We start from the raw sequence: 15,602 nt of genomic DNA, 5'->3' as shown, positions 1-15,602 counted from the left end.
AAGGTATGAAGGTGTCCGGAGAGCGGTCAGGTCATGCTGCCATTTCCACCCGAAGCGCTCGCACCGGCATGCCATGAGCCAGTGCCTCAAGCACATCAGGCTGACGCACAATGTACTTGCCGCCCCCCTTCTCCAGCACGCCGCGCCGGAGCAGGTCACTGAGCGTCCGCGACACCGATTCCCGGCTGGTATTGATCATGTTGGCGACATCCTGCTGACTCGGCATGGTCTCGATAACCTGAACGCCGCCAGCCTGTGGCTGGCGCAGCATGCACAGAAAACCGTAAACCCGCTGCGGGGCATTGGGCATGCCAAGCAAAACGCGGAACGCATTCGACTGCCGCAGCATCCGGGTCAGGTGCCGGAGCATCAGCTCGGCCACAGCCGGCACCTGGCAGAACAACTCGCGCGCCTGCTCGCCCGGCAACACGCCAACTCGCGATGGCTTCAGCGCCACCACCGCCACGGATGGCGGCAGTGCATCAATCACGCCAAGCTCGCCAAAAAAGCCTCCGGGCACCACGGTGCCGAGGCTGAAATCGCGTCCGTCCTCAAGCCGGCCAAGCACCTGCAACTGCCCGTGCAGCAAAAAGTACAACTCGTCACGGACTGGGGCCTGGCCAACAATGACCTCGCCTTTGGAGAAGGCACGTATCGCCACCCACTTCAGCAGGCGCTCCAGCTCAACGTCCGACAGCACGGCAAACAGCGGCACCTGTTGCAGCATGGACGGGCCGGCGCACAAATCTCCGCACTTGCTCACGCCTCCCGGCATGTGCACTCCGCTGACAGCATGGGTTTTCGCCCCCTTCTCGATGATCATCAAATCTGAAAATGTGATATTCGTCACATTTTATCGGAGATTGCCCCCCTGCACACTTAAATTATGCGTTGTTCGGGAATCCCATATTCCTGATTATGCTTTTGTCACCACACGCATATGCACATTGCGGCAACAGCCGGACCGGCACAGACAAAGCCCCCCCGATGCCGGGTGGCATCCGGGGGGGCATTCACGAGGGGAAGAGATTGGCAGCTTTTCGCGCGCGTCAGCAATCAGGCAGAAAACGGCACATACCAGACCCCGCCTGCAGTCTGCGAGGCGGTCAGGGAAATATTCTCCGCGCTATCGGCAAAACTCAGCAAGACCTGTGGCTGCGTCAGTGGATGACTGCTCATCTCGTTAATCCACCAGTCCATACCCGCCTGGTCCGGTGCACGACCCAGAACATGCGCATAAACCAGGTTCAGGAATGTGGCATTATCAGCCGCTGCCCCGTACATGGTCTGGAACTCACCACTTGCCACGAAGCTGTTCGCCACATCACCGGCACTCAGGCCATGGTCCCGCTGCTGCAACCAGTAGCCCACCCCGGCTTCGTCCGGTCCACGATCAAATGCAGCCTGATACAGCCGAAACAGATCCGTTGCCGTATCGTCCAGCGCCAGGGCACGTGAATCTGTAAAGCTGACCCGCTCCACCGACGCCAGCGAATAAAATATCTGCTCTCCGTTGTTGTACAAGGTCGCGCCATCTGGTGCCACACGGGACAGGGAGTAACCATTACTGGCGCCGTCGGCTATCAGGGAATCGATGCCGCCACCGCCATCCACTGCGCAATACAGCCAGCCGGGCTTCTCCCCGGAGCTCGTCACGACGGGCAGCGCAGCTTCGAAAATGAAGTCCGCTGCCGCTGTGCCGGCATAGCTTCCCGAGGCGCCCCCCGTGTCATTGGCTGCAATCCAGCCCCGCAGCGTGTTGAGCATGGCAGTATCCAGCGCGGCAGCCCAGTCCTGCGTCGACACCACACCGATCACCAGGGGACCACTGGCAGAGTCGATCCAGACCGGCGAGCCACTGTCGCCGGAATGGATGCTCAGCAGGCTGGTATCCCACACGCTGTCGGACAGCCTGGTCACCCAGCCGGAACTCAACCCCTGGACATAGTGGTCCCAGTACATGCTGGCCAGTACGCTGTCGTAACCGGACTGTTTCACCGACAACGCGGAGCTGTAGCTGTCGTACTGATTGGACATGCCGAACCACGATCCGGTCTTGCCGGAAGTCGTCAGCAAGGCCACATCGCTGTGCACATCGGAGTAAGCGATCATGCCGTCGCCCTCTCCGACCCGGTAATAGTTGAAGTTACTGACCTTGTACGGCGTGCCTTCATCGGAGTAGCCATATCCGGCATAAGCCGTCACCTCGACAGCAGCGCCGAGTTCGGGCGCGTACACCATGTGCGATGCGGTCAGCACATCATTGGGACCGACGAATACCCCCGTGCCGAAGTAGGTCGAACCATCAGCATAACGCGACCGCACCAGGCAGATCATGTTGAGCGGAGAGCTGGGGGAAAGCTGGGGTATATCGGTCACAACACACTTCTCCAGGAGATTGCGGGGCCACCCATTACGCGGCGCACCGCAGCCCTGCCTGCCTGCCGCGGCAGGGCGATATGGACACCCCCAAGACGCTGCAAATTATATCCAACTAATGAATATTAATTGAGACAGAAAAATACCGACGTCAATTGTTCGGACAGCACTCCGCCTCAAGGCCGTGCAGTGGTCCCCTGCCAACCGCACCAGCGGCCCAGGTCCGGCCCCAGCAGCGAAATGACGCGCCCGGTATGACGGGCCCGCCCTTCCGCTGTCAGGTGGTAATCCGTATTGAAATACCAGTCGCGTGGGTACATGAAGTCATACGGATTGCCGACGTAAACCAGACCCTGCGCCCTCGCCTGCACCGGCAGAGATGCGTAGAACCGGTGCTCGACAGGATCGGTCCGGTAGGAAACATCGAACAGCAATGTCGGCGGCAACAGGATCAGGCAGGCGCCCCGCTGCTGCAGCCAGTTCCGATAAGCCACCAGGCGGCGCCAGGCCGTGGGGTCAGGCGGGTTGTCGCGCCCGTATCGCCATGGACGCGTGGCAGCCAGTTCTGCCCGCTCCTGATCCGTCCGGTCGGCCGCCGCTGAATGAGTCTGATCACCGCGCACGTCTACATGGTGGCCGCCATACACTCCTTGCCCGACAGAACGGTCGGGCGGATTGCGCCAGCCCTTCCAGAGGCGCAGCGGCTCCACGTCAGCCAGAAAGCGCAGGCGCTCCCGCCACGGCAGTCCCGACCAGTAAGCGGGATCACGAGCCAGCACATAATCGATAACGATACTGTTCAACGCTTCCGCATTGCCAAACATCGGATACTCCAGAGGCATCAACACCACATCCCCGGGGCCGATCAGTGCCTTGGATGACTCAAGCACGTAAGGCAACAGCAGGCCGGCATTAACCGCACCATTGACGACAGGCAGCCCCCAGGCACGCTCGAGCCGGCCCGAATCCAGCCCGAATAGCGCATTCGAGCCCGATACCAGCACCAGTTTGCGTTGACCAGCTAGTGACTCGGCACGGGCCAGCTTGATCGCCCGCACCTCGGCCACCCAGCGGGATGACGGTGTCTGCCGGCCCAGTTGACCGGCAAACAGCACATACCACCCAAGCGAAAGCCCTGCCATCGCCATCGCCAACCCGGCCCAGAAGCGCACTTTTTCTCCGCCCGTCAGAAATTGAAATACAGGAAATCGCCCGTTGGCGCCGTCAGCAGCCATTTCAGCGCACACCACAGCAACACACCGCAGACAAGCCCCACCGCCAGGCCCGGCATGTGCGTTACAGACGCATTCGGTACGGGGTCGTAGCGCATGAAGCGGGCAGCATTCGGCAGCCCCCAGACAACGAGCAGCCCGGCCAGCAGCCACAGCCAGACAGCGGAAGGCGACAACGCGAGCATGGCCTCAACCACATCACCCTCAGGGAAAACGGGAAGCCAGGTTTGCAGCAGGGACAGGTATAAATGCCATGCGGTCGCCAGATCCGGCGCCCGGAACAACACCCAGGCCAGCGCCACCAGCAAGAATGTCATGCCGACCCCCAGCATCCGGGCTGCCGTGCCCCCCCTGGGAGAGGCAGGACGCGGCAGGTGGACGCTCACTGCGCGCCATGCATGGTTGAGCAACAGCAGCACGCCATGCATCACCCCCCACAGCACAAAGGTCCAGCCAGCTCCGTGCCAGACTCCGCCGAGCAGCATGGTCAACAACAAATTGCGATAGCGCCTTGCAGACCCTGCCCTTCCGCCGCCCAGCGGGATATACACGTAATCACGAAGAAAGGATGACAAAGTCATATGCCATCTACGCCAGAATTCAATAATTGAGTCGGCGCGATACGGCGACTGAAAATTGAGCGGCAGACGAAAGCCGAACAGCAGCCCCAACCCGATGGCCATGTCGGAGTAGCCGGAAAAATCGAAATACAGTTGCAGTGTGTAGGCAAGCATCCCGCTCCATGCTGCCTCCCCGGACACGGGACCCGCTGCCGCTGCGGCAAAGACCGGGCCGGCATAGTGGCCAAGGCTGTCAGCCAGCACGACCTTTTTGAACAGCCCGATGGCAAACAGGCCCAGCCCCGATTGCCAGATCCGATGATCATGCAACAGCGGATTGCCCGGTGAGAGCTGCGCGATCAACGGCTGATGATGAACGATAGGTCCCGCGATCAACTGAGGGAAAAAGGTCACAAAAAACAGGTAATCGCGCAGCCGGTGCTGATGGACGAGTCCGCGCCTGCAATCGACGAGATAGGCGATCTTCTGAAAGGTGACGAAAGAAATTGCCAGCGGCAACACGTGAGCGGGCAGCGTCCAGTTTTGCCCGATTACACCGGATAGTGTAATGCTCAGGAAGTGCGCGTATTTGAAATAGCCGAGCGCAAGCAGATTGAAGGTGATCCCGACCGCCATCCAGCGTGCAGCTGCGGCATCCCGCCCCATTCGCCGCACGGACAGAATCCGGCCCCCGAGCAGGAAATTGATGGCCACCGAGCCCAGCAGTAGCGGCAGGTAACGCGGATCCCACCAGCTGTAGAAAACCAGGGAAGCCAGCACCAGCCAGCCAAGTGCCCATGTCAGATTTCGTCCAGCCAGCCAGCGCCAGGCCAGCCAGGCTAGCGGTAGAAACCCGAAGATGAACGTGAACGAACTAAACAGCATGCGGAAAGGCAACGGCGATAGGGAAACGGGATTCTACCGGGTCTTGTATCCGTATGCTGACCTCCTCCCGACTAACCGAGCGGTCTAAGCTGGAGATTTCCGGCTTCAAGATGGGCTAGCCGGAACTCGCTGGGAGTCCGGTCGCCCGGTGAACTGTGCGGCCTGAATTCGTTGCAATCCTGCCGCCAACGCTCGATTTTGTCACGCGCATCAGCCAGCGACAGAAACCAATGCACGTTCAGGCACCCATCACGCAGACTGCCGTTGAACGACTCGATGAAGGCATTATCCGTGGGTTTCCCGGGCCGCGAGAAGCCCAGCGTGATGCCTTGTTCGTACGCCCATTGATCCAACGCCACCGAAATGAATTCACTGCCGCTGTCGACCTGAATCCGCTGTGGCGTACCGCGCAAGGCTTGCACATGCAGCATCGTCGCCACTACGTCCGCGGTTTTCAGGGCGAAATCCACCGTGACCGCCAGGCTTTCCCGGCTAAAATTATCCACTACAGTTAACGCCCGGATCTTTTGGCCGTTGAACAGTTGATCGGCGACGAAATCCATGCTCCAGCACGCATTCACGTTGGAGACGACCGGGCGCGCCTGGCGATGCGCAGCGGCCACGCGTCGTCTGGGGCGTTTGCGCCGCAGGTTCAGACCTTCCTCGCAGTAGATCCGGTAGGTCTTCTTGTGATTGATCAGCAAGCCCTCACGCCGCAGCAGGACATGGATGCGGCGCGCGCCATAGCGAATGCGCGTAGCGGCAATCTCGCGGATCCTCTGCCCTTCCGCGCGATCGTCACGAGGGTGAGGGCAATAAAAACAAGTGCCTTGCCACAGTTGAACGACAGCGGTGGCACGGCGAATGCTGACGCGGTACGCGTCGATCAGGAAGTTGGCCAACTCGCGTTTGCGAGCCGGCTTCACAGCTTTTTCTGGATGACTTCCTGCAGCATCTGCTTGTCCAGGCTCAGGTCGGTCACCATGCGCTTGAGTCGGGCGTTCTCTTCTTCCAGCTGCTTCAAGCGGCGCAGCTCGCTGACGCCGAGGCCACCGTACTTCTTCTTCCAGTTGTAGAAGGTGGCCTCGGAGATGCCCATCTTGCGGCAGACCCCCGCGACCGTGGTGCCCGACTCCGCCTGGCGCAGCGCGAAGGCAATCTGCTCTTCCGTGAACTTCGATTTTTTCATGACAAATCTCCTGCCCGGATGGGCTCAAATTTGCCAGAAATCTCTACTTTTCACCGCTACGGTTTTTCGGGAGGAGGTCCATCCTGGCTCAGCCTCTGCTTCTGGCGACCGCTAAAAATGGGGGGGATTACCACTATTGAATTCATACGGCCGATATGCTGACCGAAATGGCAACACCCCCCGGCAAGCCGGGGGGTGTTGCATTAACGCGTAAGCGTTACGACGGCGGTCTGACAATAAGGTGACAGCTCGCCACTTGCCCAGTTAGGCAGCGTGGATGGCGTTGGTCAGGTCAACCGTACCGGCCAGCTTGATGACCAAGTCATCAGCAAGCCCAGCCGGGCCAGCGGTATTAACCGCACCGCTACCCACAACGTAGGTATCGCCACCAAACTGGAACCACTGTGCATGGTTGGCACCTGCGGCATTAACATCAGTTTGAACCGTCAGCAGTGCAGCAGCAAAATCAGCCGGAGCCGTTGCGAAAGCAGCAGCCTTGGCAATACCGGCAGTAGCATCGGCGACGATCAGCGAGTCACCAACAGCAAAGTCGGCGATCGTCACGTGGCTGCCAGCCGAGCCGGCAATAAAGGAGAACGCATCAGCACCAGCCCCACCGCTCAGTTTGATCGAGCCGGTATTGGCAACCAGCGTCGTCACTGTGATCAGGTCGTTACCATTACCGGCATCAACCGCAATGTTGCTGCTGCCACCAGCAACTTGGATCTTGTCATTACCCGAACCGGTCACCAGCGAGGTCGTCGCGGCACCGCTGCCAACCGTGATGTCGCCAGCGTAGGAACCGGCAGCAAACACCTTGGTGTTGGCATCCAGCGTCACTGCAGCAGCCTTGCTACCGGCCAGGCTCACGGTATCAAAACCGTTGAAATGGTAGGTAGCATCAGCATCCTTGTTGTTGACAATCAGGTTGGAGAATTTGTTGACAGTCGCGCCACTGTTAATGGTCACATTGCCACCGATGGTGTTCACCAGTGCATTGTCACCGAGCACATCATTTACGGTAGCGTTGGCAGCCTTCAGGGTCAGGCTAGTGATCGTAGTAGCATCCTTCTCCGTGTTAACAACCAGGCCGTTGTTGCCGGTAATTGCAATTGCATTGGTGCCCAGCGCCTTGTCCACCGTAACCGAAGCGATCTTGGAGTTGGTGAAAGCCGTAGCATCAAAATTAGCGGCAGCAGTATCAGCAGCCAGTTTCACACTTTCGAAGTTGTAGAACTGGGTTGCATGGCTAGTAGCAGCCTTCAGAATCAGCGTGTCGACGCCAGCACCTGCATCAATCTTGGCATCAGAAGCCATGTTGGTCAGGCCATCAGCCGAGAACACATCATTGCCTGCGGTGCCATTCAGCGAAACGGTTTTGTTTGCGACCATCAGGACATCGACATCGACAAGGCCGGTAGTGGTGCCGGCAGCCACTGCTTGGGCAGCTTGGGCTTGGCCGATTTGCACAGTCGCAGCATTTTCGGTCACGCCAGCCAGAACGCCCTTCAGCGATGCGGCGAACACCGGGGAGCCATCGGCGTAGGTTGCGCCCGACAGTACGATACCGGCAGCAGTGGCTTGCTCGACAAAGGAAGCCGACACGGCAGCCTTGTTGGCGACAATGGCAGCATCGTCACCTTGCGCACCATTGATCACGGCAACGATGAACTGCGAAACCGACACTTTGCCCTGGGCCAGTTGGGCATCCCAGTAATCCTTGCCAGCGGCATCCGGCTTGTGGCCGAACAGGTTGTTGTAAACCTGGTCGATGAACTCGCTGCGGCCGGTCACCGAATTGACCAGCGTCGGGTCATTGATCAGTTTGAAGTTGGCAGCAGTTTCGACTTGCTTGCTGCTACCGAAAGCAGCGGCGATGGCTTCGGCAGAAGCACCGGTGCTGGTCCAGTAAGCCAGACCAGCCGGGTCAGCGGCACGGTTGAAGTAAGCAACGTAGAGTTAATGAATTTGGGTAGCAGTTGCTGCCATTGTGAAGCTCCTATCTAGATAGTTCGGTGCAATCGTGTCGCCGCCGGATTTCCGCAGCAGACCACCCTGTTGCAATCACTCTCGTCCTTGGCGGCCGGCGCCGGGTGGCTGGCTCGGCAGTGACAGGCCTTCTACAAGGTCTGCCGGACAAGGGTGTGAAACCAAGCGGTGTTGTAGAGACACTTGCGGGGACAATTCTACGAACGGGTTTGCCATACTGACAAATCTGTCCATCGTTGTTGCTGCGGCGAGTATGACAGCTTTCTTGCCGGCAAAGCCAGCATCAATAAAAATTCATCTATCACCTCAATTCCGAATAAAAAAAACTCTTTCAAATTCATTGCATTAACTGACTTTTGATTTACATCAAACGACCGATTCGTCACAAATTTTCGTATTGACTTTTTTACGGGACCAAAAGTTTACGTTTTTTCGGCTGCACTTTAACTGTATCATTTTTGCAACACCAACTCCGGATGCGTGCACCATTCAAGGAAAACGACCCGCTTCTGGCGGGCTGCAATGGCTCAAAATGCAGGCACTATCGGTTTTACCGACACATCAAAGTACGCATGATTAGGGAGGGAGAGCACTCCCGCCAACACAAAAATTCATTCACCATTGAATATGGCAGGCCCATCATTAGTGGGCATCTAGCGATGACGGTGCGAGCCCGTCGATCAGCCGGCACAGCCGGGTCGACAACTGCGGCCACTGCCGGACCGCGCACCAGCGTGCAATGCGCTCGCACTCGGCCGTTCGCGCCACCGGTGTGGCCAGCCGCTCCAGCAGCAACGACAGGCCTGCCGCCAGTTGCTCGGGCCCGGTGCCCGGCAGACGGTTCACTGCCTCGCCCACATCATCGAAAATACTCAGCGGCGTGACCGCGACCGGCACACCGACCGACAGGCCGGTGCGCACGGCGGCACTCGACGATTCCTGGGTATGCTGATACGGATAGACGAGCAAATCGGCATGCTGAAGCCAGCTCAGGCTTTCGGTATCGGGCAGAAAATCGGTCAGGAAAGTCACTCGCCCCCCCAGCCGGTAATGGTCGATCAGCGCCTGGCAATCACGTGCTTCCTGCGCCGACTGCTCGACCGGGTAGCATGCGGTAACCAGTAACAAGTACAGATCGGACTGGCGCTCGGCAAGCATGGCAAATGCATGAATTAGCGCCTGTATGCCCTTGTGTGGCAACAGAAAGCCGTAACTGGCCAGCACGCGCTTGCCGGCCAGCACGGCCGGGCGTACAGCCGGTACGGGCGCCGCCCCCACGCCATGCGGGAACAGAACGACATTGCGTACATGACCGAAGGTCTTGAGCCGGTTCAGGTCATCCACGCCGTGAACGTACAATCGGTCGGCGGTGGCCAGCGCGGGAGCAATATCCGTCAGGGTCTTCAGTTCGGCACCATGATGGACGTCAGCCGTCGAGTGGAAGAACAGGTGCACACCGATCGCGCGTGCTTTCAGCCGCTCGACCAATCTGGCCAGCGCAGGCAGGCCGAAGAACGAGAAGTTGAACTGGATGACAACCGCCCCCAGACCCTGGGCAACGATAGTGTCATACAGCGCATCCAGGCTCCCGGCGGACTTGTCGGCAGCAGACCAACAGCGGTGGACGTTTGGCGCGTCCGGGCTCTCCACTTCGGCGTCGCGGTTGGCAAGCACGACCAGCCGGTCGGCCGGGATACGGCAGGCAAGACGTTCGGCATAGATGGCAATACCGCAGCGGCTGTGCCAGGTGCTGACCCAGCCGATTTTCGGTTCCGGGCGCAGCAGCGGCTGCGCCTCCAGTGCGGCCACTGCTGCGCGGGTCCGTTCAGCCACACCGCGCCAGGTATAGTCACGCTCGATTTTCAGGCGGGCGGCCGCCGTCCGGCGGGTCAGCCCAGCCGGGCTCGTCTGGCGCACTTCACGCAGCCTGGCGGTCAGATGCGCAAGGTCCGGCTCCGCCCAGACCGAATTCGACAGCCCGAGATGCGTCTGTGCCGGCGCGAAACGGTAATCGACCAGCCAGGCCGTTTCCTCGGTGCAAAAGTCAGTCTGCCCGCCCCAGTTGGTCGTGATGACCGGCAGATCGAACAGCATGGCTTCAGCCATCGGCATGCCCAGTCCTTCACCGCGTCCCGGCGCGACAAAGGCGTCGCAGCCTCGGTACAGCGCGTTCAGCTCGGCCTGCGGCAGATCGCGCTCGATCAGGACAACGTCCGGGTAGTCAGGATCGGCTGCCCGCAAACGTTCCAGCTGGCTGGCGACCGTGTTGTGCGGATTGGGGAAGGTCTTGATGATCAGGCTGACATCGTCCCCGGCACGGAATGCCTTGCCCCATGCGCGCAGCAGCACATCCACCCCCTTGCGCGGGAAACAGGACGACACGTGCAGGAAGCGGAAGCCGCGTCCCGGCACGCCAGTGCTGGCCACCGGCGCCGCGAGTATATGGTCGACGCCGGCCCCGACCACGGCGATCGGCGTGCTTACGCCATTGTCGCGCAGAATTTTTTCCACTTCCCGCGACAGCACGGTGATCAGGTCGAGATCATGGTTGAAGCGGGCCGCATGGTCGGCCGGAAACGCGCTTTCTTCCCACCCATAGCAGTGGAAGGCATTGACCCGCCCCCTCATCCGGTTCGTACGCGGCGGGTAGCAGAAACGCAGTACGGTATCCAGTTGCGGGTGTGACGCGCTGCGCTGCGACAGTGCAGCAATGTCGGGATGAGCGGCCAGAAAGCCGGCATCCGGCGCAAAATCCCCACCACCCTCGGTCGAAAACAATGCAACGTTCTCGCCGAGATCACGCAGTGCGCGCGCGAGTTCACGGTTGACGATGGCCAGGCTGTAATCACTATCGAACGGGCCTTCGACCTGCCAGGCCAGCAGGTCGTTACGCGGCATGTCGACCGGCGCCAGCGGCACCCCGATATCCAGCGAGCCAAGGTAATCGGCCAGTTGCCGGCGGACGACGTCGGCGCGGAAGCGTTCGAGATTGCGCCGCTGCGCGGCGATGATACGGCGGCGCAGCGCCGGCTGGCTGGAAATCAGGTTCAGCAGCGCACCGATCCGGCGCGGGTCCTTGCTGTCCAGCAGCAGGCCGCCCTCACCCAGCGTATTGCCGATATTGCTGCTGTTGTAGGCTACCACCGGGACGTCGTGCAGCATGGCCTCGATCAGCGGCATGCCGAAGCCTTCGTGCTCACTCATGGACACGAACACGTCGGCGGCACGGTAGTAGCCGATCAGGGCGTCAGCCGGCACCTTGCCCGGCATGTCGATATAATCGCCGAGTCCGAGCTCGGCGATCCGTGCATCCAGTCGCGCGCGGTAGTCCTCGCTGGTCGTGCCACCAACGATCATCAGCCGCGCCGGACGATCAATGAAGTGCAGCAGCTCGGCAAAAGCTTCCAGCAGGTCGAGCTGGCCCTTGTTCTCGCAGATGCGTCCGATAAACAGCACGTTGAATGTGTCGGCGTGCCGGGCTTCGATACGCACATCGCAGGGTGCCGCCAGTACCCGGTCAATATCGACCAGCATAGGAATGGTGACCGCATTGCCGTATCCGCTGTCGCGCAGCTCATCGGAATTGAAGTCCGAATCCCCGATGGCACCGATGCACTGCGGCGCCCAGTCGCGCAACTGCTGTCGGCCGAGGGTGCAGTAGCGGTGCAGATAGCTGCCCTCCGGGAAGAATTCCGCCGGGGTGATGTTATGGTAAACGAGGATTTTCGGCTCAGTGCGCGCCTCGATCCAGGCCGCATCGTCATGGCCGAGACTGTGATGGACGAGCAGCGCCTGGCGGTCCTCGCCGACCGGATAGTCGCGGAACGAGCGGAGATCGTGTTTGAGGGCGTCATGGACGGTAACGCAGTAGATTTCCGACCGGAATCCGAGGGAACGCAACAGCTTGCGGGTGAACAACAAGCCATTGGTCACCCCGTCGCCGGGTGCACAGCTGTGGCTGAACTGGTGGATGGCGTCAATCTGCATGTCGTTTCCAGGCGATAAGCGCGTAGTCCTGAGGACCGTACATCAGGTGGTTGAAACGCTGGGCCAGCTCACTGCTGCCGTCCTTGACATGCCATTCGGCATCAACCGGGTGCAGGCGGCGGATCTCGGTACGTGCGTAGCCGCGATGCTGAGCGAGGAATTCGAGCACCAGCGGGGGAATGGGGTTCAGATGGGTCGAGTCGTTGTAGAACGAGCAAGAACCCACAATCACGTTTTCGGGGTTTGGCGTTTCGAAAATCACCAGTCCGTCCGGGCGCAATGCGCGCAGCGCAGCGTCGAACAGCTGCAACAGCACCTCAAACGGGATGTGTTCAATGAGATGAAAACCGGTCACCGCGCCCAGGCTGCCGGCAGGCAGGCTGTTCAGGTAGGAGATCGCATCGCCATGAGTGACGTCCAGCCCGTGCTGCCGGCATTGCTCGGCCATCCGTTGGTTGAGATCGATGCCCCGGCAGGCAATGCCGTTCTCGGTCAGCAGCTCCAGCCACTCGCCCCGGCCACAACCGATGTCGAGCACGCTCCAGTCAGCCTGGCCACCGGCGCGCTCGCGCAAGACCGGCAGGTACACGGTCTGCCGGGCCTTGATCTCCTCGCGGCTGCCGCGGAAAGCGTCCTCGAAAGCCACATAGTAGCTGTCAAGCAGTGCCGTCTCGACAGTGTCGCGCGGCAAAGGAGCAGCGCATTCATCGGCCCCGCGCAGCAGCAGTTGCTCGGCTTCACGCAATTGCTGCTGGAGAGATGCAATGCGGTTTTCCTGCGTGCAACGCCAGGCCCGCTGCTGCCGCTCCATGTTCAGCAGCGCGGCGGACATGTCATTGTTCGCGTCCTGCAGGCTCTGCAGGTGCGCCTGAGACGAACGAATGGCTTCAGTATGCTGCCGGAACAGATCGTCATGCACCTGCAGCTTGCCCAGTGTGATGTCGCGGAAGCGTGGCAACTGCAGCAGCACGAAGGTCCAGCGCGCTGCTCGGCCGACCAGCGGCAGCATTCGCACGCGTTCGCGGAAAGGCAGCCCATGCAGGGTCAGGGCCTGCATCGTGCGCCGTGTGGCACGCACGATGCGCACCAGCAGTGGATAACGTTGCAGACGCTGGCGCAGCGACGGTTTTCCGACGGGCGCCACCGCCAGTGGTGTGGCCTGCATCAGGCTGTCACGACGACGTGTCTGTATATCGCGGGACAGCCGGGCTTCCAGCACCTGCAGGTCAATTTCCGGGTTATTGTCTTGCAGCATGGCTCAGTTTCGGGGGCTAAGGTGAGGCTCGATGACCAGAGGGCTGGTGCCGATGAACTCGGGGTGTGACCCCCGAACCACTTCGAACACCAGGCATTTTTCCCACCAGTCGTAGCTGTCCTGCAAGTGGGTCGCATGGCTGTGCAACGCCAGTGTCACACTGTAACTACCGACGCCGAGGGCAAGCGACGGGATGTTCAGCACCAGTTCCTGCTCATGACCCGGCTGCGTTCCCAGGGGCTCGGAATAGCCAAGGTGCCAAGTGTTGGTGCCGAAGATGTCATTGCCGAGGCGATCCTTGATCAGGATGCCAAACGTCAGGTCGGCCAGTTGCTCGTGAACCTGATAGCGCACGCGCAGTTGTGCCGCCTCGCCGACGCGGAAAATCTGGCGTTCCTCGTCGCCATGCTGCAGTACGACACCGTTGATCTCCGCCTTGCGGTTGCCCGAACGCAGATGCAGAGGCGTCTCGCGCGCATTCGCGCGGTGATGGTCTGCCTCGCGCTCGGCGATCAGCGCGTTGTAGTGGTCAAGCACGATATCCGGCTTGTCGTCAAGAACAATGCGGCCACCATTCAGCAGAATGGCACGATCACACAAGCTCTTGACAGCCCCCGGGTCGTGGGAGACGAACAGCAGTGTCGTGCCTTGTTCGCGAAAAGCGCGAATTCGGCCGAAACACTTGTGTTGAAAATAAACATCCCCGACTGCCAGCGCCTCATCGACAATCAGGATATCGGGCCGAAACGCTGTCGCAACGCTGAACGCCAGCCGCACTTGCATGCCACTGGAATATGTGCGAACAGGACGGTCGAAATAATCGCCAATTTCGGCAAACGCCTCGATCCCGGCCAGCGCACCGTCGATCTGGCCGCTGGTCCGTCCCATCAACTGGCCGGTCATGTAGACATTCTGACGACCGGTGAAATCCGGGTGAAATCCCATTCCCAGTTCCAGCAATGCCGATAGCTGGCCATTGACCCGGACCTGACCAGCGGTGGGAAAGGACGTCCCAGTCAGCAGTTTGAGCAGGGTGCTCTTGCCGGCACCATTCTGGCCCACAATGCCGACCGACTCGCCGGCCGCCACACTGAAGCTCAGGCCATGAAGCACCCAGCTCAGCCGGTGGCGCGGCTGCCCGCGCGGGGACAGCCATTCGCGCAGTCGGCTCCATTTGCCCGGGTAGTTCTTGTAGGCCTTGCTGAGTCCGTTGACTTCGATCACCGGATTCATAGTTCATCCACCATTTCACGTTGATGGCGACGGTAAACCCACAGGCCGATCACCAGGGAAAACGAGGTCCAGATCGCTGCAGATAGCAGACCATCGAGCGGCGGTATGCGCTGCTCCACGAAAATGGTCTGGTAGAAGTTGAAGACGCCGACCAGCGGGTTCAGCATGATCCAGCGGTGCGTCCACACTGGCAGCACAGAAATCGGGTAGATGATCGGAGTCAACCAGAAGCCGAACTGCAACACGGCACCGACCAGTTGGCCCACGTCGCGGAAAAACACGTTCAGCGTCGCGCACAGAAGGCCCAGCCCCAGCGCCAGCAGCGTCTGCAGCACAATGACCGGCAGGATGGCCAGAATCACCCACCCTGGAAAATGACCGATCAGCAGCAAAAACACCAGGAAAAGACTGAAAATCACCGCAAAATTGAACGAGGTGATCAGAACAGTGATGACAGGCAAGCAGATGTTCGGGAAACTGCTCTTCTTCATCAGGTTGGCATTGTCGATAAAGATCGTCTGACAGCGCAGCAGGGTTTCGGAAAAATACAGCCACGGCAGCAGACCCGCGCACAGGTGGATGCTATAGGCGAAGTCGCCCCCCACGCCGGGTAGCCGGCTGTGCATGACTTTGGAGAAAATCAGTGTGTAGACGAGGATCATCATCAGCGGCTGGATGACAATCCAGGTCGCGCCGAGCAGGGTCCCCAGATAACGCGCGTGGATATCCCGCTTGACGCTGCCAAGCACGAAGCCTCGAAATTGCCAGAGGGAATGGATCAGTTTCATTCGGTCCTCTGCCCGCGATAGTCGACCGCGGACAGTTTCAGGGGAGAAGCGGTACGGAAAAGCCGCCGAGAGGGCGGAGCAGGCGGGGGAACCCCGCCCGATGCG

The 15,602-nt window shown here is 60.1% G+C and carries 10 protein-coding genes; all 10 read right to left on the bottom strand.

Features of this window, described 5'->3' with window-relative positions; all coding sequences use genetic code 11:
- Positions 1–31: 31 nt before the first annotated feature.
- Positions 32–823, bottom strand: a complete 792-nt coding sequence (locus Q352_RS0110290) for a Crp/Fnr family transcriptional regulator (RefSeq protein ID WP_084300057.1) — start codon at positions 821–823, stop codon at positions 32–34.
- Between the two features lie 233 nt (positions 824–1,056).
- Positions 1,057–2,379, bottom strand: coding sequence for a DUF4214 domain-containing protein (locus Q352_RS0110285; RefSeq protein ID WP_146745107.1), 1,323 nt, complete (start codon positions 2,377–2,379; stop codon positions 1,057–1,059).
- Positions 2,380–2,555: 176 nt separating this feature from the next.
- Entirely contained in the window at positions 2,556–3,614 is a 1,059-nt protein-coding gene (locus Q352_RS20620; protein WP_146745108.1) for a hypothetical protein, read from the bottom strand.
- A complete protein-coding gene (locus Q352_RS0110275; RefSeq protein WP_028499271.1) occupies positions 3,566–5,056 on the bottom strand; it encodes an MBOAT family O-acyltransferase in 1,491 nt (496 codons plus the stop codon). Before Q352_RS0110275 ends, Q352_RS20620 begins: the two co-directional genes overlap by 49 nt.
- 71 nt (positions 5,057–5,127) lie before the next feature.
- Positions 5,128–6,245 (bottom strand): IS3 family transposase gene (locus Q352_RS0110270; RefSeq protein ID WP_156952523.1). Its coding sequence is split into 2 segments (ribosomal slippage): positions 5,128–5,984 and positions 5,984–6,245, totalling 1,119 coding nucleotides; the frame shifts between segments, so codons are not numbered across the junction.
- A 264-nt stretch (positions 6,246–6,509) separates the two neighbouring features.
- Positions 6,510–8,039 (bottom strand): DUF4214 domain-containing protein, encoded by a 1,530-nt coding sequence (locus Q352_RS0110260; RefSeq protein ID WP_028499268.1) that lies wholly within the window; start codon positions 8,037–8,039, stop codon positions 6,510–6,512.
- Between the two features lie 837 nt (positions 8,040–8,876).
- Positions 8,877–12,221 (bottom strand): glycosyltransferase family 4 protein, encoded by a 3,345-nt coding sequence (locus tag Q352_RS20615; RefSeq protein WP_051528851.1) that lies wholly within the window; start codon positions 12,219–12,221, stop codon positions 8,877–8,879.
- On the bottom strand, positions 12,211–13,476 hold the full coding sequence (locus Q352_RS22290; RefSeq protein ID WP_051528850.1) for a class I SAM-dependent methyltransferase: 1,266 nt from the start codon (positions 13,474–13,476) through the stop codon (positions 12,211–12,213). Before Q352_RS22290 ends, Q352_RS20615 begins: the two co-directional genes overlap by 11 nt.
- A 3-nt stretch (positions 13,477–13,479) precedes the next feature.
- Positions 13,480–14,709, bottom strand: coding sequence for an ABC transporter ATP-binding protein (locus Q352_RS24285; protein WP_028499267.1), 1,230 nt, complete (start codon positions 14,707–14,709; stop codon positions 13,480–13,482).
- Positions 14,706–15,497, bottom strand: a complete 792-nt coding sequence (locus tag Q352_RS0110240) for an ABC transporter permease (protein ID WP_028499266.1) — start codon at positions 15,495–15,497, stop codon at positions 14,706–14,708. The genes Q352_RS24285 and Q352_RS0110240 overlap by 4 nt, the downstream gene beginning before the upstream one ends.
- Positions 15,498–15,602 lie beyond the last annotated feature (105 nt).

The sequence above is a fragment of the Microvirgula aerodenitrificans DSM 15089 genome, assembly GCF_000620105.1.
Lineage (GTDB): Bacteria > Pseudomonadota > Gammaproteobacteria > Burkholderiales > Aquaspirillaceae > Microvirgula > Microvirgula aerodenitrificans.
The sequence above is the reverse complement of the archived record's forward strand: the minus strand, read 5'-3'. Positions and strand labels throughout refer to the sequence as shown.